The following is a 17,898-nucleotide window of genomic DNA, read 5'->3' as shown; positions in this document are numbered from 1 at the left end:
GGGGTTGGTTAAAAGATGAATAAAACACCTATTATTTATGTGGTTTCTGACTCTGTCGGCGAGACAGCAGAGCTCGTTACGAAGGCTGCCATCAGCCAATTCGAACACTTGGATGTTTCACTTAAAAGGTTTCCTTACGTAGAGGATAAAGTACATATTGATGAAGTCATTTCACTTGCTAAGCATGATGGCGGGATGATCGCCTACACATTGGTCAAGCCAGATATAAGCAACTATCTTCAAGAATGTGCTTCCAAAGAGGGGATCTATGCATGTGACATCATCGGGCCGCTCATGCAGCAGGTTCAACAACTCAGTGGTGAAACACCACTATACGAACCTGGCCTTGTCCGTAAACTGGACGAAGATTACTTCAAAAAAGTTGAAGCAATCGAATTCGCAGTAAAATATGATGATGGCCGCGATCCAAGAGGCATACTGAAAGCGGATATCGTCCTTGTGGGTGTCTCGAGAACATCCAAGACACCATTATCACAATACCTCGCCCACAAGCGATATAAGGTTGCGAATGTACCTCTAGTGCCTGAAGTCGACCCACCAGAAGAATTATTCCTTGTTCCCAAGGAAAAATGCTTCGGCCTCAGGATAACTCCGGATAAATTGAACCAAATACGCCGTGAGAGGTTAATCTCACTTGGATTGAACGATCAGGCGATATATGCCAATATCGAAAGAATCAAGGAAGAGATAGAATATTTTGATGGAATTGTTGAAAAAATAGGATGTCCAGTCATCGATGTAACCAATAAAGCGGTGGAAGAAACCGCAAATGTCATTCTGAATATGGTCCGAAATAAGAAAATGGACGATTAGCACATATTTTGTATGTGCTTTTCTTTTTGACAGTTCTTTTGCAAATTAATGCATTAGTCGAGAAATAATAATGGAAAAATAGGCTTTCTTATACTATAATAAAAAATTGTGATAAAAATGTATCTGTTTAGGTTTAGACTGGACAGATTACGAATAAACTATTTACTATCAGTTGTCAAGATGTTGACCGCGAAAAAATTCGACAAAATTCCCTTAAAAAAATACAATCCTTAAGAAGGAATATGCGGAGTGATGTAGAATTAATACTAGTAAAATCAACAGTCAGACCCTTTTTGTTGATGCAGACTCTTGCCCGGTCATTAAGGAAATTGTCGAAATTGCTTCGAAGTTTTCCATCGAAGCTGTTTTTGTGGCTTCTTATGCCCATATGAAGAACGACCTTCAAGGGCAGAACTGGGTTTTTGTCGATTCTCATAAGGAGGCTGTAGACCTTTATTTAATGAATCACGTTAAGAAAGGTGATTTTGCGGTGACGCAGGACATCGGTCTTGCATCTACCCTCATTGCGAAAGGGGTTTATGCCATCTCTCCAAGGGGAAATTTATTTGAAGAAAAGGACATTCAGACTGCCCTTGACTTAAGGTATCTTTCTGCCAGGGCTAGAAGGCAGGGATCCTATGGAAAGGGACCAAAACCCTTTACAGAAAAAGACAGGGAAAAGTTTATAAAGGAATTGAACATGCTTTTGTCGAATTTTAAGATATGTTCAAGTAATCACAACTAATTAGAGGTCATGCTTATGGCAGAGAGGATTGCCGAGGAAAAAGTAAATGAAATCCGGCAGGCGGTTGAAATAGTCGATGTCATTGGTGATTACGTCCAATTGAAAAAACAAGGCCGAAATTATTTTGGGCTTTGTCCATTTCATGGGGAAAACTCTCCATCATTTTCAGTTTCACCTGAAAAGCAGATTTATCACTGCTTTGGTTGTGGTGCCGGCGGGAATGTATTTTCATTCCTGATGGATATTGATGGCCTGTCGTTTCAAGAAGCTGCAGTGAAGCTTGCTGATAGGTCAAACATCGAACTGAAGCTGGAAGGAACGGCTTCGGGTAAAAACCCACAACTGCCTGAAGGCTCGAAGCAAATGATCGAAGCGCATGAACTATTGCGTAAATTTTATCATCATTTGCTTGTAAACACAAAAGAGGGTCAAGAGGCACTGGAATATCTTCTTAACAGGGGATTTACACAGGACTCTATTGACACATTCCAAATAGGCTATTCACTGCCTTCATGGGACTTTGCAGTTAAACTGCTTGAAAAACGGGGGTTCTCGTTGGACCTCATTTCGAAAGCAGGACTGGTCATCCAGCGGGAAAACGATGGGACATACTTTGACAGGTTCAGGAACAGGATTATGTTTCCAATCCTCGACCATCAGGGAAATACAATTGCGTTTTCAGGGCGGGCGCTAGGGGGCGAAGAACCCAAATATCTAAATAGTCCCGAAACGCAAATCTTCAACAAAAGTAAAATTCTATATAATTTTCACCTTGCTCGTGGCGTGATCCGTAAGCAGCAGCAAGCTGTACTTTTCGAAGGATTCGCCGATGTTATTTCGGCTAACCGGGCAGGCGTAGAAAACGGTGTCGCCACGATGGGGACATCGTTGACTGAAGAACATATCTCCTTGCTGAAAAGAAATGTGCAAGCTGTAACGATTTGCTACGACTCGGACAGAGCCGGTATTGAAGCGGCTTTCAGGGCATCTAACATGCTGTCAAAAGCGGGATTCGCTATCAGGGTTGCAACAATGCCAGATGGCATGGATCCTGATGATTTCATAAAGGTGCATGGCGAGGAGAAATTCAGGAACGATATTATTGGCTCCAGCGCCACCTTGATGGCTTTTAAATTAATATATTATCGTCGAGGGAAAAACCTTCAGAATGAAGGAGATCGCCTTCAATATATCGAAGAAGTACTTAAAGAAATCAGCACGCTCGATAAAGCAGTAGAAAAAGACCTTTACTTGAGGCAGCTTGCGAATGAGTTTTCGCTATCACTAGATGCATTAGCCCAACAGCTCAATCAGCTGGTTCATGCGTCGGGCCCAAAGAGGCAAAATCAACCTCGAGCGGAATCAAAACCTGTAAGCTACGCTAGGAAATCAGAACTGAAGCCTGCATACCACACTGCGGAAAGGCGAATGATCTTTCATATGATGAGAGACGCCGATGTCGCATATAAGGTACAGGAAATGCTTGCAGGAAGTACACTGAACATTGATGAACATCAGGCTATTATTACTTATTTATTTGCATACTATGAAAAAGGACATGATCCTGACCCAAGCGCGTTCTTAAATTATCTCCTGGATAATAAGCTAAAAAGGGTTGTTGCTGATATAGAGATGATGCCTCTTAACGAGGAGATCAGTGACCAGGAATTATCTGATTATATCAAGCAGGTCTTGAATTATCAAAAAATGTTAAAAATAAAGGAAAAAATGGCAGAACAAAAACAGGCAGAACGACAAAACGACTTCTTGCGCGCTGCGGCTATCGCAACGGAAATTATCCAATTGCGCAAGACCTTATAAAGCTTATGCTGATTGTTTTTGATTTTTGGAAGGAGGGGGACATATGGCTGAAAAGTCAGCCCGTTCTAAAGAAGTCACTGAAAATGAAGTGACAGTTGAACAAGTGAAAGACCAGTTAACGGCAATTGGCAAGAAAACAGGTGTCCTTGCCTATGATGATATCGCGGAAAGGCTATCAAGCTTTGAACTTGATTCCGATCAGATGGATGAATACTATGAGTTCCTCGGTGAACAAGGGATTGAGCTCGTAGGTGAAAGCGATGAAGTAGAAGACCCTGACATCAAACAGCTTGCAAAAGACGATGAAGAATTCGACTTGAATGACTTAAGTGTCCCGCCGGGAGTCAAGATCAACGACCCTGTAAGGATGTACTTAAAGGAAATTGGCCGAGTTGACTTGCTCTCAGCAGAAGAAGAGATCAACCTGGCAGAAAGAATCGAACAAGGCGATGAAGAAGCCAAAAGACGTCTTGCCGAAGCAAACCTACGGCTCGTAGTAAGTATTGCGAAACGCTATGTAGGCCGTGGTATGTTATTCCTTGACCTGATTCAGGAAGGGAATATGGGTTTGATCAAAGCTGTTGAAAAGTTCGATTACCGCAAAGGTTTTAAATTCAGTACCTATGCTACCTGGTGGATTCGTCAGGCTATCACTCGTGCTATCGCTGACCAGGCAAGAACTATCAGGATCCCTGTCCATATGGTGGAAACCATCAATAAATTGATCCGTGTACAAAGACAACTCCTTCAGGACTTAGGCCGCGAACCAACGCCTGAAGAGATTGGTGAAGACATGGACCTGTCACCTGAGAAAGTGCGCGAAATCCTTAAGATTGCCCAGGAACCGGTATCCCTCGAAACTCCGATAGGGGAAGAAGATGACTCCCACCTTGGTGATTTCATTGAGGACCAGGATGCTACCTCTCCTTCTGAACATGCTGCATATGAGCTTTTGAAGGAACAACTTGAAGATGTCCTTGATACGCTTACTGACCGTGAAGAGAACGTCCTTCGACTCCGTTTCGGTCTTGATGATGGCCGCACTCGCACATTGGAAGAAGTGGGCAAAGTATTTGGCGTTACGCGCGAACGTATTCGCCAAATTGAAGCAAAGGCACTTCGTAAGCTGAGACACCCAAGTCGCAGCAAAAGATTGAAAGACTTTTTAGAATAGGATTGCCAAGGAATAATTTACTTTTTAAAATAAAAGTAAATTATTCCTTTTTTACTTTCTTTCCGCCGACTATTAACACGGATAACCAATAAGACAGGATGTGCCTACCTATGGATGACCATCGCAAGAAAATCATCACCAATGAGATTAAGTACTGGAAACAAAACAGGCTGTTGCCTGAGCACTATTGTGATTTCCTCTTGAACCTGTATACAGAGGGTAGCTCTGAAGATGACTCGACTCGAAGAAATAGCCGCACTAAGGGAATATTAGGTTTAATTCTAATTGGATTGTTATCGCTTTCAGTTTTTTTATTTTATTTTACTGAATTGTCGCTCTTTTTGCAAACTGCCCTTATTATTTTTTTTGGAGTAATTAGCCTTTTAGTAGCCTTTTACATGTTAAAAAAATCTTTTTTTGATTTGATCCCATTACTCGCTTCTGCACTTCTTTTATTAATCACATCTGTTCAGGCAGCTGAAATAATATTTCCAGACCATCCCGGCATGCTTTATATCGTAGCGGGCCTAAACTGTTTATTGTGGGTTACAGTAGGGACTAGGTGGAAGTTGGTGAGCTTCAAAATATCAGGTATCATAGGGTTTCTCGTCCTGTTAATTACTATATTTATATAATTTTTAACAATTTAAAAGGTTTTAAATGTTGAGAAAATTGTTTATTCCCCTTTATAATGAAGAATGTAAACGTATTCAATGTTTTAAGGGGGATGGAAATGAATTTTGATTTAACATCAGAACAAGCAATGATTAAAAGGACAATTAGAGAGTTTGCGGAGGAAGAAGTTGCTCCAGGAGCGATTGAAAGAGATAAAACAAAACAATTCCCGACAGAAATCTTCAAAAAACTGGGAGAACTAGGAATGCTGGGCTTGCCGTTCCCCGAGGAATATGGCGGAGCTGGAGCTGATACGGTTAGTTTTGCGATTGTCACCGAGGAATTGAGCAAGGCTTGCGCCTCAACAGGGATTACATATTCTGCCCACATATCTCTTGGAGGAGCGCCTATCAATCTATTCGGCACAGAGGAGCAGAAGCAAAAATACCTCGCACCAATCTGCTCAGGAGAATCACTGGGAGCTTTCGGACTGACCGAACCGAATGCAGGCTCGGATGCAGGAGGTACCCAGACGACTGCCAAAGAAGTGGATGGAGAATACATCATCAATGGCAGCAAAAACTTTATCACGAATGCAAGCTATGCCAAACATCTCGCAATGACGGCGATCACAGGTAATGTCGACGGGAAAAAGGAAATCAGTGCGATTATAGTGCCAACCGATGCACCAGGATTTTCTGTCATTGATAATTATGAAAAGATGGGATTAAATGCATCGAATACTACTCAGCTGGTGATGGAGGATGTACATGTTCCGGTTGAAAACCTGCTTGGCAAGAAAGGGGAGGGCTTCAAGCAATTCCTTGTGACATTGGACGGCGGCAGGATCGGCATAGGCGCAATGGCTGTAGGAGTGGCTCAGGCCGCTTATGAAAAAGCCTTACAGTATGCCAAAGAAAGACAGCAGTTCGGCAGACCAATATCACAGTTTCAGGCTATCCAGTTCAAGCTTGCTGACATGGCAATGAAGATTGAACTTGCCCGCAATATGGTCTATAAGGCCGCCTGGCTGAAGGATCAGGGACGTCCATTCTCAAAGGAAGCATCAATGTGCAAGCTCTATGCTTCTGAAATTGCGATGGAAGTAGCTGATCAGTCAGTCCAGATACATGGCGGATATGGCTATATGAGGGAATATGAAGTGGAACGTTACATGAGGGATGCAAAGCTTCTGGAAATTGGTGAAGGCACATCAGAAGTCCAAAGAATGGTTATTGCAAGATTAATTGGCTGCTAAAAGGGTATCCTAAATATGCTTTGTCCGCAAAAACTTCATCATACGATGAAGTTTTTTGTCTAAATTGTGAACAAGTGTGACAAAGTTTGCTTTTTTACTTTCCCTGTAAACGTTTTTCAAGTAAAATAATATCTGTGTGAAATCATTATTTAAGTAGATGTTGTACATAAAGGAGGGTATATGATGAATCGTAATCCAATTATCCCGTTCGTATTGATCATGGTAATGGGGATCGGCTTGATGTTCCTGCTTTCTTTCAAGGGTGTTGGGGATTCCAAGGATCTTGCAAAGGAAAAAGAAGGCGGCGGTGAGAAGACGGAAGAAACTGCTGAAGCAAACCCTGAGGATTTTTACCAGCAATCCTGCGCAATGTGCCACGGAAACCAGTATGAAGGCGTTTCAGGTCCTTCATTGAAAGGCGTAGGCAGCAAGTACTCACAGGATGAGATCAAAGACATTTTGGTTAATGGTAAAGGAGCTATGCCTCCTGGTCTGGCTGCTGGCAAGGAAGATCAAATGGCAGAATGGATCGTTAATGAATTGAAGTAATATTGAAAGGCTCTTTGCTTTTGCAAAGAGCTTTTTTATCTTTTAGGAAATTATAAAATTTATTTTGTTGTGGTTAACTACATGTAGTCTTCTTAATCTAGCTCCAGCGCCTAGCCCCTCGAGTCGCTTCGGTCCGCCCAATGAAGTCAAAGAACGACTTCACCGGTCGGCCCTCCAGCGCTTGTCGGGGCTGAACGAGGCGCTTGCGCTTTTTGTTCCATAATTGGACAAGAGGCCCGCTGTTTTCATATACTTATAAAAGCAAAATAAGATTTAGTAGGTGACTTGTATGAATGCTGAAAAACTATCACACCGGCTTGAAGCCGTTGCAAATAATATTCCTGAAGGTACAAGGCTGGCCGATATCGGTTCCGACCATGCCTACCTTCCTTGTAATGTTGTAAAGAAGGGTACTGTTTCAATGGCGATTGCAGGCGAGGTCGCTGAAGGACCATTCCAATCTGCACTTGAGCAGGTTCGGGAGGAAAGTCTCATAGATAAAATATCAGTCAGAAAAGGTGATGGACTTGAAGTAATTCAACCTGGAGAGGTTGATTGCGTTACCATCGCTGGTATGGGCGGCACATTGATTTCAACGATTCTTGAACAAGGGAAATCGAAACTAGAAGGAGTCAGCAGGCTTGTCCTTCAGCCTAATGTTGGAAGCTTTGCGGTGCGCAAGTGGTTGATTGGCAATGGCTGGGAACTGATCAAAGAAGAGATCCTTGAAGAAGATCGGAAAATTTACGAAATCCTTGTCGCTGAGAAGGGTGAACCAATGAAGCCGTATCAGCATATCAATTTTGAAAATGGAATATTGTTTGGCCCATTTTTGCTGAAGGAAAAGCCTGAGGTGTTCAAAGAAAAGTGGAATGCTGAAAAGCGAAATTGGGAGCGTATCTTAAAGCAGCTCGATGAGGCTGTGCAGAATGAGGATACAGAAAGCAAGAGACAGGAACTGAAAACGAAACTAAAGATGGCAGAGGAGGCGTTACGGTGAAAAAAGTGAATGGACATGAAGTGATTCAGCTTTTTGAACAATTTTCGCCTAAGGCATTTGCGATGGAAGACGATAAGGTTGGCCTGCAAATAGGTGCGTTGAACCAATCGGTCGAAAACGTCCTGGTTGCTCTTGATGTAACAGAAGAAGTGGTGGAGGAGGCAATTGCCAATAATGTTCAATTAATCATTGCGCATCATCCGCCGATATTCCGACCATTGAAAAAGATCGCAACTGACACTCCTGCCGGACGAATGATTGCCAGGCTGATCAAGCATGATATTGCCGTTTATGCAGCGCACACGAACCTCGATGTGGCAAAAGGAGGCGTAAATGACCTGCTGGCTGCTGCACTCGGTTTAAAGAACCCTCAAGTGCTGGTGCCAACTTATGAGGACGAGTTGAAAAAGCTTGTCGTTTTCGTACCTGAGGAAGATGCTGAGGGTCTGCGAAATGCGTTAGGTAATGCTGGAGCCGGTGCAATCGGCAATTACAGCCACTGTACATTCTCAGGCGCGGGAGAGGGACGTTTCCTGCCGGGGGAAAATACGGATCCTCATATCGGCGAACAAGGAAAGCTTGAAGCAGTCACTGAAGTGCGTGTAGAAACTGTTTTCCCGCAGAGTATCGAAAAAAAGGTCATCCAGGCTATGATCAAGGCCCATCCTTATGAGGAAGTCGCCTATGATATATATCGGCTTGAAAATACCGGAGAACAACTTGGACTTGGAAGAATCGGGCAAGTCGAAGAGACCACCTTGTCTGAATATGCCAGAGTAGTTAAGGAAGCTTTGGGAGTGGATAAAATCCGTGTTGTCGGAGACTTAAACGCTAAGGTGAAAAAGGTAGCTGTCCTTGGCGGTGATGGAAATAAGTATTACTCGCAGGCGAAATTCCGCGGCGCAGATGTTTACGTTACCGGGGATATTTACTATCACACAGCACACGACGCGCTCATGGCAGGATTGAATATGGTTGATCCAGGACATAATGTCGAGAAGATCATGAAAAAAGGAGTCGCCACGGTGATGGAAGGACTATGTAAAGAGAAAGGGTACGATGTAAAGTTCATTCCATCTGAAATAGGGACAGATCCGTTCACCTTTATTTAGAAACCGAGTGTGATATAAGTTTATTCGAAGAAAACAAGAAAGCAGCCTGAATTGAATTTCAGGCTGCTTTCATATTATACGTTTGCCTCGGTCTTCTTAACCTTTGGCAGGATTTTATGAAGAGGTACTTTTTTCTCTTTCACCCATGTTTCTTCATTTTCCTTGTCAAACTGTTCGAGGAAGGTAATGACCTCTTTTGTGATTGGTGTCGGAGTCGATGCTCCAGATGTGACTGCGACTGTGTCAGCATCTTTTATCCACTCGATATCAAGTTCACTAATATCGGCAATTCGATATGCTTTTGTTCCGGCTATTTCTTCTGATACCTGTGCTAGACGATTTGAGTTATTGCTTTTAGGGTCGCCAACCACAATTAGCACATCTGATTCCTTAGCCTGCTCGGCGACAGCCTCCTGGCGGACTTGTGTAGCCATGCAGATTTCTCTATGAACTTCCGCGTGAGGGTACTTTTCTTTTACGTTCTTCATGATATCAGCAACGTCCCACTGGCTCATCGTTGTCTGGTTGGTTACGATTAATTTTTCAGCTTGCAGATTCAATGCCTCTACATCCGCTGCCGTTTCAACTAGATGAACAATCCCTGGTGCGACACCTACTGCTCCTTCAGGTTCGGGATGCCCTTTTTTACCGATGTAAATAACCTCAAAACCTTCCTTTTCTTTTTCCCTGATTAGGTTATGGGTGTTTGTTACGTCAGGGCATGTCGCGTCAATCGAGACAAGCCCTTTTTGCTTGGCAAGCTCCCTGACTTCTGGTGAAATGCCGTGTGCTGTGAAAATAACTGTTCCACCTTCAACTTTTTCAAGAATTTCCTTGCGGTTGTTTCCATCCAAAGTAATGATGCCTTCTTCTTCAAATGCATCAGTGACATGCTTATTGTGGACAATCATCCCAAGTATATATATTGGACGCGGCAGGCTTTTATCCAATGCAGCATTTCGTGCAATGACCATGGCATCGACAACACCATAGCAATAACCGCGTGGCGATATTTTAATTACATTCATTGAGTCATCCTCCTAAGAGTACCTCTGATTCTTTCTTTTATTATATAAGACTTGTAGAAAGAATACAAAAGCGACTTTCCAAAAGGAATGAATTAACTGTTATCGTATTTATAGGTCTGTTTACGTAAAAATTGTTGTTAAAATCCTAAAGCCGATTTTAACGTGATAAAAGCCATTTTGTAAGTCGGTACTCAGTTTGCAAGCTCTTTTCTCATAATAAGCGTGAATTTTGTGGAGAATCTCAGGTAATTCAATCCTATTCTGTAGTCAATAGCAACAAAGTTTGAGAAAAGAGCCTATTTATATGAACAATTTTGGAGAAGTAGCTGCGTTATTGCGTTGCTTTTTGACCGGCTTTTTTTGTGTTGGGGAAATGGAACCAGATTTTCTGTTTTTATTTGGTTTCTTCTTTTTCTCGATTGTTTCGTTCGTATTGTTCTTTTCTTCTTCTGCTGTGGGTTCATCAGCATCCGGAAGGTCCTTCAATCCTCTGTACAGTTTCCACATTGAAGGGAGATTGCGGACGAGAGGACCGTATTGCTGGATCATCGGTCCGAATTGCTGTGCGGTGTTAAGAACTTTTTGCGTGTTGGAGAGAAATCCATTTAACGCAGATGGATCAGCGAGCGTTTTCAGGATTCCTCCGCCTGAGGCTCCACGCGCTGGCGCACTTCCTCCTGCTAATAAACCTGAGATACCATTTCCCTGTCCCCTGCTTCCTTTTCCAAGGATTTTTGATAGCAATCCTCCACCCTGTCTTGATTGCGGATTTCTACCCATCATCCTTGGCATTTGGCCATGTGGCATTCTGGGTCCAGGACCGAATGGGTTGGAATACATTTGGCGATGTCCCATGCCGGGACCTCCCATCATGCCAGGACCATAAAACCGGTTCCGCATCCCGCGTGAGTTCATACGGGGTCCTTGTAGCATCGTGACCCCTCCTTTCCCAATATTTCATCTCTTACTAGAGTATGCATATCATCAGGATTGGTTTAAGAAAAAAGTATGTTTGCGAAACAGGTTTGTTTTTTTATAAGGAAAGGTTAAGATAGTACTGATTGGAGATTTTCTGCAATCTTTATTATAATTACAGGATGAACCTGAAGAGATCAGCTTACGGAACGAGCTGTAATCCCCGATTATCCAGGGAAACAGGGCGAAAGAAGGAGATTTTCAATGAGTGAAACAAAATTTAATCGTTATGAATTGAAACCGTTCATTATAGATGCTATCAATAAACTAGGTTTTCATGAGCCGACTGAAATCCAGGAACGTCTTATTCCTACAATCCTGAAGGGTGAGAGTGCCATAGGTCAATCCCAGACCGGTACAGGTAAGACGCATGCTTATGTACTGCCAATTATGGATAAGCTTGATTCATCACGCAATGAGGTGCAGGCAGTAATCGCTGCACCGACACGTGAGCTTGCCAATCAGATTTACCATGAAGTTCTTAAAATTGCTGAACACGCTCCGCACGGAAAGCAAATCACAGCTCGTTGCTATATTGGCGGGACTGACAAGCAAAGAACGATTGAAAAGCTGAAGACACAGCCGCAAATCGTTATCGGCACTCCAGGGAGGATTAATGATCTGGTCAAGGAGAACGCGCTATTTGTGCATACAGCGAACATGCTCGTGATCGATGAGGCAGACTTAATGCTGGATATGGGATTCATCGAGGACATTGACCAGTTTGCTTCCCGTATGCCAGAAAAGCTTCAAATGCTTGTATTTTCAGCGACAATTCCTGAAAAATTAAAACCATTCTTGAAAAAGTACATGGAAAACCCAAAATATGTACAAATCGACCCTAAACAGGCTACGGCAGAAAAAATAGAACATATCCTTTTACCGGCAAGGCACCGCGATAAAATCGGGCTTGTTCATTCGGCTCTTGTTGCATACAACCCATATTTGGGAATTGTATTTGCTAACACGAAGAAGAAAGTTGACGAAATAGCCGATGGTTTAATCCAAAAAGGACTGAAGGTTGGCCGTATCCATGGAGACCTGAGCCCACGTGAACGTAAACGTGTCATGAAGCAAATCAAAGATCTTGAATTCCAGTATCTTGTAGCTACTGACCTGGCTGCAAGAGGAATTGATATTCAGGGAATCAGCCATGTCATCAACTATGAGCTGCCTACCGATCTTGATTTTTATATTCACAGGGTAGGAAGGACGGCACGTGCTGGTTCTTCAGGTATTGCCTTGACGGTTTATGAGCAGCGCGATGAAGATGCACTGATCCGTCTTGAAAAAATGGGCATCACTTTTAAAAACATTGATCTGAAAAAAGGTGAATTCACCGAAATCGAAGAGCGGAACAGACGCCAGAACAGAAAGAAAAAAGAAACTACTGGCGAGGCAAAGGCAAAGTCGCTCGTTTCCAAACCTAAGAAGGTAAAACCAGGATACAAGAAAAAGATGCAGTGGGAAATGGACAAAATAAAAAAGCGTGAAAATCGTTTGAACAAGAGAAAATAATCAAATTGTAAATGTTTAGGGAGAGATCAAGATGTTAATTGGATCACATGTTTCCATGAGCGGAAAAAATATGCTGCTTTCTGCTAGTGAGGAAGCTGTCTCATATGGTGCAAATACTTTTATGATCTATACAGGGGCACCTCAGAATACAAGAAGGAAAAAAATCGAGGACCTGAATATCGAAGCAGGACGCCTGCATATGGAGCAGAACGGTATCAATGAAATCATCGTCCATGCTCCTTATATCATCAATATCGGGAACTCGCAAAATCCTGATACCTTTGATTTAGGAGTAAGGTTTTTACGGAGTGAAATTGATAGGACTGAAGCAATTGGTTCCAGACAAATCGTGCTGCATCCGGGTGCACATGTAGGAGCAGGGACAGAAAAAGGGATTGAAAAAATCATTGAGGGCCTGAACGAGGTTCTAAGCAGCGAAGATAAGGTCCAAATCGCTCTTGAAACGATGGCTGGAAAAGGGTCGGAATGCGGAAAATCTTTCGAAGAACTCGCAATGATCATAGATGGAGTAACCCATAACGACAAGCTTTCCATCTGCTTCGATACTTGCCATACTCATGATGCAGGATACCCAATCGTTGAAGATTTTGATGGTGTGCTGAATGAATTCGATAAGATCATCGGTCTTGATAGACTGAAGGTACTTCACATCAATGACAGCAAAAATGAGGTCGGGATGAGGAAAGACCGTCATGAAAATATAGGATTCGGACATATCGGCTTTGACGCATTAAGCTACATTGTCCACCACCCGCAATTGACACATGTTCCAAAAATTCTCGAAACTCCATTTGTCGGTGAAGACAAGAACAATAAAAAGGCGCCTTACAAACATGAAATCGAAATGCTGAAAAGCAAACAATTCGAAGAGAACTTACTTGATATCATTAGGAATAGCTAAATTAAATCACAAAGCAGAAGCTGTGGAACATTCCACAGCTTTTTTTGCGGTAAAAATAGGTGACCGGTTATGAGTGACCCCTAGGTGGAATGATAGTTACAGGCATGACGGACAGAAATAAGCCGGGAAAGAGGAAAAAGTGTCCGTCATAAGAGTCATGACGGACAGAAATGGCTTGGGAAAAAGAAAAAAGTGTCCGTCATAGGTGTGATGACGGACAGAAACGGCCGGAAACGAAGAGAAAGTGTCCCTCATAAGATTCATGACGGACAAAAATGGCAGAGAAAAAGGAGAAAGTGTCCGTCATGGGTGTGTTGACGGACAGAAATAGCCGGGAAAAAGGAAAAAGTGTCCGTCATAAATCATGACGGACACACCTTTTATTTAGTGAATTTAACAAATAACTTATTAACTTCTTTTGCTGTTTCAGGGCTGGTGATTCTGGCGATTTGCTTGACCAGTGCCGTTCTCTCTGAATCAATAAAAATGTTCACTTTTTTACCGCGTAAGTATCCGGCGATTTTCTCTGCCTGCCCCTTTGTAATGGAAATGTTAAATTGAGAGGCGTATTTCAGCAGTTCATCTGCCGAGATGTTGCCTATTTTATGGTTAATGATGTTTTCAAAAATAGCCAAAGATCATCACTCCTTCATAGTAGGGTATGTGCCCAGTACTGGATTCGTGACAATTTTCTTGGATTACGAGTTCTTTTATTTACATTATCGTCAGTAAGAGATATACTACTAAAAGTAAATCGGAATGATTCTTATTTTTGCGGGTGATAATAATGGACACGAATGATTACATCGTCCAGGTGCAGGATCTTTATTATCGATATGATAAAGAAAATGTTCTTGAGAATATAAATCTGTCTATCAAGAAGGGTAGCTTTTTAGCGATTGTCGGCCCAAACGGTTCCGGCAAGTCAACATTGCTTAAGCTTATGCTTGGGCTGATCAAGCCGCAACAAGGCTTGATCCGCCTGTTTGGACAAGATATTAACAAATTTAAGGAACAGCATAAAATTGGCTTTGTATCCCAAAAGGCCAACTCTTTCAATACAGGCTTCCCTGCTACCGTTTTTGAAGTAGTGGCAAGTGGACTGACGAAGAAGCTCGGACTCTTCAATTTTTTGAGGAAGACTGACCATGTAAAAATAAAGCAAGCGATCGAGTCCGTCGGGATGGGGAAGTTCCTCGACCGGAATATAGGGGAACTATCCGGCGGACAGCAGCAGAGGGTATTCATCGCGAGGGCTCTAGTCAGTGAGCCTGAATTGCTGATTTTGGATGAACCAACGGTAGGTGTAGACGTTCAAAACGTCAATTCCTTTTATGGGATGCTCGAAACACTAAATAAGGAGAAGGGCATCACATTGCTTTTGGTCACTCATGATATTGGTACGATTTCAGAAAAGGTCACAAATGTTGCTTGTTTGAATAAAAACATGCATTTCCATGGAAGTGCCGAGGAATTCGAACAACTGAAGATAAATGATGTGTCGGAGATTTATGGTCATGATGTCCATGTATTGACACACGATCATCACCATCACGGAGGAGGGCACCTTCATGATTAGCGGACTGTTGCAATATGAATTTTTGCAGAATGCTTTTTTGACCGGTATGATCATTGGCGTAATCGCTCCGCTTCTAGGAGTTTTTATCGTAGTCAGAAGACTTTCGCTTATAGCTGATGCCCTCAGCCATGTTACATTGGCGGGAATTGCCGCTAGCCTGCTCCTTGAGAAAAAGTTTATGATTTTCAGCGGCCTGAATCCACTTTACATGGGAATGGCTTTCTCAGTTGGCGGCTCATTGTTCATCGAAAAGCTGCGTACTGTTTATAAACATTACCAGGAATTGGCGATTCCGATTATCCTCTCTGGCGGAATCGGCCTCGGGGTAATTTTCATTTCGCTCGCTGATGGATTCAATACAGATTTGTTCAGTTATTTATTTGGCAGCGTGAGTGCGGTGAGCAGGGCTGACCTATGGACAATCCTGATTATTAGCATACTGGTTATAGCACTTGTTGTATTGTTGTATAAAGAACTTTTCCTTTTATCATTTGATGAAGAATATGCAAGAGCAACTGGTATTGCCGCAAAGACACTTCACTTCATTTTCATCATTATGGTGGCATTAGTGATTGCAGCATCGATGAGAATTGTTGGTATCCTGCTGGTCTCATCTTTGATGACCCTGCCAGTTGCAGCAAGCATCCGGTTCGCAAAAGGTTTCAAGCAAACCATCTTCTTTTCAATTCTGTTCGGTGAGGTATCAGTATTGGGCGGTTTGTTCCTGTCCTACTACCTGGACCTTGCTCCAGGCGGAACGATTGTGATGATTGCAGTGCTCATCCTTGTGCTGGCCATTTGGCTAAAAAAACGCGCAGCAACAAGATCCATCTAACGGGGTGATATCATGAATGTGAATGAAGCAATGAACTTGTTGAAGGAACAAGGATATAAACATACCGGAAAACGCGAAGATATGCTCCAGCTGTTTTCCGATAATGACAAGTACTTGACTGCTCGCGATGTACTTGAACAGATGAAGGGGAATTATCCTGGCTTGAGCTTCGATACCATCTATCGGAACTTAAGTGTTTTTGCCGATCTAGGTATTCTCGAAATGACAGAGTTATCAGGTGAAAAGCATTTCCGATTCACCTGCTCGCATAAGGAGCACCATCATCACTTCATTTGCCTTGACTGTGGCAAAACGAAGGAAATTGAGACTTGTCCAATGAGGAATATTGAAGCAAGCTTCAAAGGCTATGATATTTCCGGGCATAAATTCGAAATATACGGTCGCTGTCCTGACTGTGTTCATTAAATCAAAGATATAAAAAATAGCGCTAAAAAAAAACGGCCATGCAAGTGGCCGTTTTTAACTATTTTTAAACCAGTTTTCTACCCATTGATTTGCTTCCTGCCAGTTATTCACGCGGATAACTCCTTCAGGAATCGGTTCCTGATTGTAAGGAGTATTGAAAAGGATGACCGGAATCCTTAGCTCTTCATGCAGGTTGACTGCATTATCGTGTTTATCCTCGAAAAATATATCCACTTCGTATTTACGAGCAGCATCGATTTTATCATGTGAGCCAATCAGATGGATGTCATGATATTTAAGTTCATTGACAGAAAACCATTCTTTAGTCAGATCTAGTAAATGTGTTCCCCTTGCGCTGATGAAATATAATTCGTGCTGTTTCTCCCAGTTCTTTAAAATTTCCTTAGCTCCTTCTGCTAAAGGTGAGTTGGAGTAAATTACTGGTTCCATTTTTTTGAACCAGGCAGCGAATTCTCTTTCAGATACAGATACTAGAGGCATAAAATCATATTGCTTAATATCATCAAGAGTAATGTCTAAGTCGAATCCTTCATTTAAATAGGGTACAAATGTAGTCGGACAAGTGACTGTACCATCGATGTCTATTCCAAAACGTTTTCTCATCAATCTGCTCCTTAAACATTGATCTTTCTTTAATCTTACCAAATATGGAAGGCCCGCAAAAGATTTACTTTCTCAAGTTAGTCAAACATTGCCATGATGAAATCCTCACTACTCGTAAACAATAATAAATGCTCCACTTAAGAAAGCGAGGGATTAAAGTGGCAGACCAAGAGCGAAAACAGAGAGGTACCGAATATATCACTGAACCTAAGCAGGATGTCATCACAATCAGGGATGCGCGTGATGAAATTTACCAGGAAGAAACAGCAACTGAACTGTACTCTCCTGCACGTGATGAGCACTACCAGGAAATGACTGCAATAGCCGGACCTGAACGTGAGGAACACTATCAGGAAATGACTGCAATCGCTGGCCCTGGGCGTGATGAGCACTACCAGGAGATGACTGCAATCGGCCGACCTGGACGTAAGGAACAGTACCAGGAAGAAACTGCGGCGGAGATTGCTGCTCCTGCACCACCTGCAATTACAAGAAGGTCAGAAGAAGAAAGTACAACTGGTGGACGAGGGCTTGCTTTCTCAGCTCTTGCCCTATCGATCTTGTCGCTGTTTATTTTACCTGTTCTTTTCGGAGCTGCCGGAATTGTCCTTGGCTTCATGGCTCGCAGAAGAGGATCCGCTATCGGAAGCTGGGCAATTGGGATAGGGACAATCTCAATTCTAGTCGGCATCTTTATATTGCCGTTCTTCTAACGGTACTAAAAATGAATGCCAATAAAAAATGCCCGGGAACCGTTTCCCGGGCATTTTGATCGTCATTAAAGAGATGATAAAATGATTAGTTGTGGATTATCACATAAACAATTCTTAATCCAGCTCCTAGCCCCTCGAGACGCTTGTCTAGTGTCGCCTCCTAGAAACTC

At 42.6% G+C, this 17,898-nt stretch carries 19 protein-coding genes; 15 read left to right on the top strand and 4 right to left on the bottom strand.

What is annotated here, in order from left to right:
- Window positions 1-15 precede the first annotated feature (15 nt).
- The 9 genes from TY49_RS15860 (at window position 16) to TY49_RS15820 (ending at window position 9,108) form a co-directional block, all read left to right on the top strand.
- Entirely contained in the window at window positions 16-834 is an 819-nt protein-coding gene (locus TY49_RS15860; protein ID WP_041966885.1) for a pyruvate, water dikinase regulatory protein, read from the top strand.
- Window positions 835-1,093: 259 nt separating this feature from the next.
- Window positions 1,094-1,579 carry a YaiI/YqxD family protein gene (locus TY49_RS15855; protein ID WP_500778258.1) on the top strand — a complete coding sequence of 162 codons (486 nt, stop codon included), beginning with the start codon at window positions 1,094-1,096 and terminating at the stop codon, window positions 1,577-1,579.
- A 15-nt stretch (window positions 1,580-1,594) separates the two neighbouring features.
- Window positions 1,595-3,400, top strand: a complete 1,806-nt coding sequence (gene dnaG / locus TY49_RS15850; protein WP_041966883.1) for a DNA primase — start codon at window positions 1,595-1,597, stop codon at window positions 3,398-3,400.
- 43 nt (window positions 3,401-3,443) lie between these two features.
- Window positions 3,444-4,574: an RNA polymerase sigma factor RpoD gene (gene rpoD, locus TY49_RS15845; RefSeq protein ID WP_041966882.1), complete on the top strand. Its 1,131-nt coding sequence runs from the start codon at window positions 3,444-3,446 to the stop codon at window positions 4,572-4,574.
- A 110-nt stretch (window positions 4,575-4,684) separates the two neighbouring features.
- On the top strand, window positions 4,685-5,209 hold the full coding sequence (locus tag TY49_RS15840; protein ID WP_041966881.1) for a hypothetical protein: 525 nt from the start codon (window positions 4,685-4,687) through the stop codon (window positions 5,207-5,209).
- A gap of 98 nt (window positions 5,210-5,307) precedes the next feature.
- Entirely contained in the window at window positions 5,308-6,447 is a 1,140-nt protein-coding gene (locus tag TY49_RS15835) for an acyl-CoA dehydrogenase family protein (protein ID WP_041966880.1), read from the top strand.
- Window positions 6,448-6,630: 183 nt separating this feature from the next.
- Window positions 6,631-6,996 (top strand): cytochrome c550, encoded by a 366-nt coding sequence (cccA, locus tag TY49_RS15830; RefSeq protein ID WP_041966879.1) that lies wholly within the window; start codon window positions 6,631-6,633, stop codon window positions 6,994-6,996.
- 289 nt (window positions 6,997-7,285) lie between these two features.
- Window positions 7,286-7,996: a tRNA (adenine(22)-N(1))-methyltransferase gene (locus TY49_RS15825; RefSeq protein WP_041966878.1), complete on the top strand. Its 711-nt coding sequence runs from the start codon at window positions 7,286-7,288 to the stop codon at window positions 7,994-7,996.
- Window positions 7,993-9,108, top strand: coding sequence for a Nif3-like dinuclear metal center hexameric protein (locus TY49_RS15820; protein ID WP_041966877.1), 1,116 nt, complete (start codon window positions 7,993-7,995; stop codon window positions 9,106-9,108). Before TY49_RS15825 ends, TY49_RS15820 begins: the two co-directional genes overlap by 4 nt.
- Window positions 9,109-9,182: 74 nt before the next feature.
- Here the strand turns inward: TY49_RS15820 and TY49_RS15815 are convergent, their stop codons facing one another.
- Window positions 9,183-10,136, bottom strand: coding sequence for a 4-hydroxy-3-methylbut-2-enyl diphosphate reductase (locus tag TY49_RS15815; RefSeq protein WP_041966876.1), 954 nt, complete (start codon window positions 10,134-10,136; stop codon window positions 9,183-9,185).
- A gap of 300 nt (window positions 10,137-10,436) precedes the next feature.
- Window positions 10,437-11,069: a VrrA/YqfQ family protein gene (gene vrrA, locus TY49_RS15810; protein WP_052442210.1), complete on the bottom strand. Its 633-nt coding sequence runs from the start codon at window positions 11,067-11,069 to the stop codon at window positions 10,437-10,439.
- 246 nt (window positions 11,070-11,315) lie between these two features.
- On the opposite strand from vrrA, the gene TY49_RS15805 reads away from it, so the two are divergent.
- Window positions 11,316-12,629, top strand: coding sequence for a DEAD/DEAH box helicase (locus TY49_RS15805; protein WP_041966875.1), 1,314 nt, complete (start codon window positions 11,316-11,318; stop codon window positions 12,627-12,629).
- A 31-nt stretch (window positions 12,630-12,660) separates the two neighbouring features.
- Entirely contained in the window at window positions 12,661-13,551 is an 891-nt protein-coding gene (locus TY49_RS15800; protein ID WP_041966874.1) for a deoxyribonuclease IV, read from the top strand.
- Window positions 13,552-13,931: 380 nt separating this feature from the next.
- Here TY49_RS15800 and TY49_RS15795 read toward each other — a convergent pair whose 3' ends face one another.
- Window positions 13,932-14,186: a DUF2624 domain-containing protein gene (locus TY49_RS15795; RefSeq protein ID WP_041966873.1), complete on the bottom strand. Its 255-nt coding sequence runs from the start codon at window positions 14,184-14,186 to the stop codon at window positions 13,932-13,934.
- A 152-nt stretch (window positions 14,187-14,338) separates the two neighbouring features.
- On the opposite strand from TY49_RS15795, the gene TY49_RS15790 reads away from it, so the two are divergent.
- From TY49_RS15790 to zur, 3 genes are read left to right on the top strand one after another with little or no spacing between them, the layout of a single operon-like run.
- Entirely contained in the window at window positions 14,339-15,130 is a 792-nt protein-coding gene (locus TY49_RS15790) for a metal ABC transporter ATP-binding protein (protein ID WP_041966872.1), read from the top strand.
- Window positions 15,123-15,965 carry a metal ABC transporter permease gene (locus tag TY49_RS15785; protein WP_041966871.1) on the top strand — a complete coding sequence of 281 codons (843 nt, stop codon included), beginning with the start codon at window positions 15,123-15,125 and terminating at the stop codon, window positions 15,963-15,965. The genes TY49_RS15790 and TY49_RS15785 overlap by 8 nt, the downstream gene beginning before the upstream one ends.
- A gap of 12 nt (window positions 15,966-15,977) precedes the next feature.
- On the top strand, window positions 15,978-16,391 hold the full coding sequence (gene zur / locus TY49_RS15780) for a zinc uptake transcriptional repressor Zur (protein WP_041966870.1): 414 nt from the start codon (window positions 15,978-15,980) through the stop codon (window positions 16,389-16,391).
- A 54-nt stretch (window positions 16,392-16,445) separates the two neighbouring features.
- Here the strand turns inward: zur and TY49_RS15775 are convergent, their stop codons facing one another.
- Entirely contained in the window at window positions 16,446-17,015 is a 570-nt protein-coding gene (locus TY49_RS15775) for a 5' nucleotidase, NT5C type (protein ID WP_041966869.1), read from the bottom strand.
- A gap of 158 nt (window positions 17,016-17,173) precedes the next feature.
- On the opposite strand from TY49_RS15775, the gene TY49_RS25595 reads away from it, so the two are divergent.
- On the top strand, window positions 17,174-17,728 hold the full coding sequence (locus tag TY49_RS25595; protein ID WP_439646174.1) for a DUF4190 domain-containing protein: 555 nt from the start codon (window positions 17,174-17,176) through the stop codon (window positions 17,726-17,728).
- Window positions 17,729-17,898 lie beyond the last annotated feature (170 nt).

Origin of the sequence: Mesobacillus selenatarsenatis SF-1 (genome assembly GCF_000813125.1) — a bacterium.
Classification (GTDB): Bacteria; Bacillota; Bacilli; order Bacillales; family Cytobacillaceae; genus Mesobacillus; species Mesobacillus selenatarsenatis.
This window is presented reverse-complemented; position numbering and strand designations above follow the sequence as displayed.

Bases quoted from the DNA above. Each gene is read 5' to 3' on its own strand.
- TY49_RS15835 (WP_041966880.1), top strand. From the start codon at position 5,308: ATGAATTTTGATTTAACATCAGAACAAGCAATGATTAAAAGGACAATT.
- TY49_RS15840 (WP_041966881.1), top strand. From the start codon at position 4,685: ATGGATGACCATCGCAAGAAAATCATCACCAATGAGATTAAGTACTGG.
- TY49_RS15800 (WP_041966874.1), top strand. From the start codon at position 12,661: ATGTTAATTGGATCACATGTTTCCATGAGCGGAAAAAATATGCTGCTT.
- cccA (WP_041966879.1), top strand. From the start codon at position 6,631: ATGAATCGTAATCCAATTATCCCGTTCGTATTGATCATGGTAATGGGG.
- rpoD (WP_041966882.1), top strand. From the start codon at position 3,444: ATGGCTGAAAAGTCAGCCCGTTCTAAAGAAGTCACTGAAAATGAAGTG.
- TY49_RS15775 (WP_041966869.1), bottom strand. From the start codon at position 17,015: ATGAGAAAACGTTTTGGAATAGACATCGATGGTACAGTCACTTGTCCG.
- zur (WP_041966870.1), top strand. From the start codon at position 15,978: ATGAATGTGAATGAAGCAATGAACTTGTTGAAGGAACAAGGATATAAA.
- vrrA (WP_052442210.1), bottom strand. From the start codon at position 11,069: ATGCTACAAGGACCCCGTATGAACTCACGCGGGATGCGGAACCGGTTT.
- TY49_RS15790 (WP_041966872.1), top strand. From the start codon at position 14,339: ATGGACACGAATGATTACATCGTCCAGGTGCAGGATCTTTATTATCGA.
- TY49_RS15805 (WP_041966875.1), top strand. From the start codon at position 11,316: ATGAGTGAAACAAAATTTAATCGTTATGAATTGAAACCGTTCATTATA.
- TY49_RS15860 (WP_041966885.1), top strand. From the start codon at position 16: ATGAATAAAACACCTATTATTTATGTGGTTTCTGACTCTGTCGGCGAG.
- TY49_RS15825 (WP_041966878.1), top strand. From the start codon at position 7,286: ATGAATGCTGAAAAACTATCACACCGGCTTGAAGCCGTTGCAAATAAT.
- TY49_RS15785 (WP_041966871.1), top strand. From the start codon at position 15,123: ATGATTAGCGGACTGTTGCAATATGAATTTTTGCAGAATGCTTTTTTG.
- dnaG (WP_041966883.1), top strand. From the start codon at position 1,595: ATGGCAGAGAGGATTGCCGAGGAAAAAGTAAATGAAATCCGGCAGGCG.
- TY49_RS15815 (WP_041966876.1), bottom strand. From the start codon at position 10,136: ATGAATGTAATTAAAATATCGCCACGCGGTTATTGCTATGGTGTTGTC.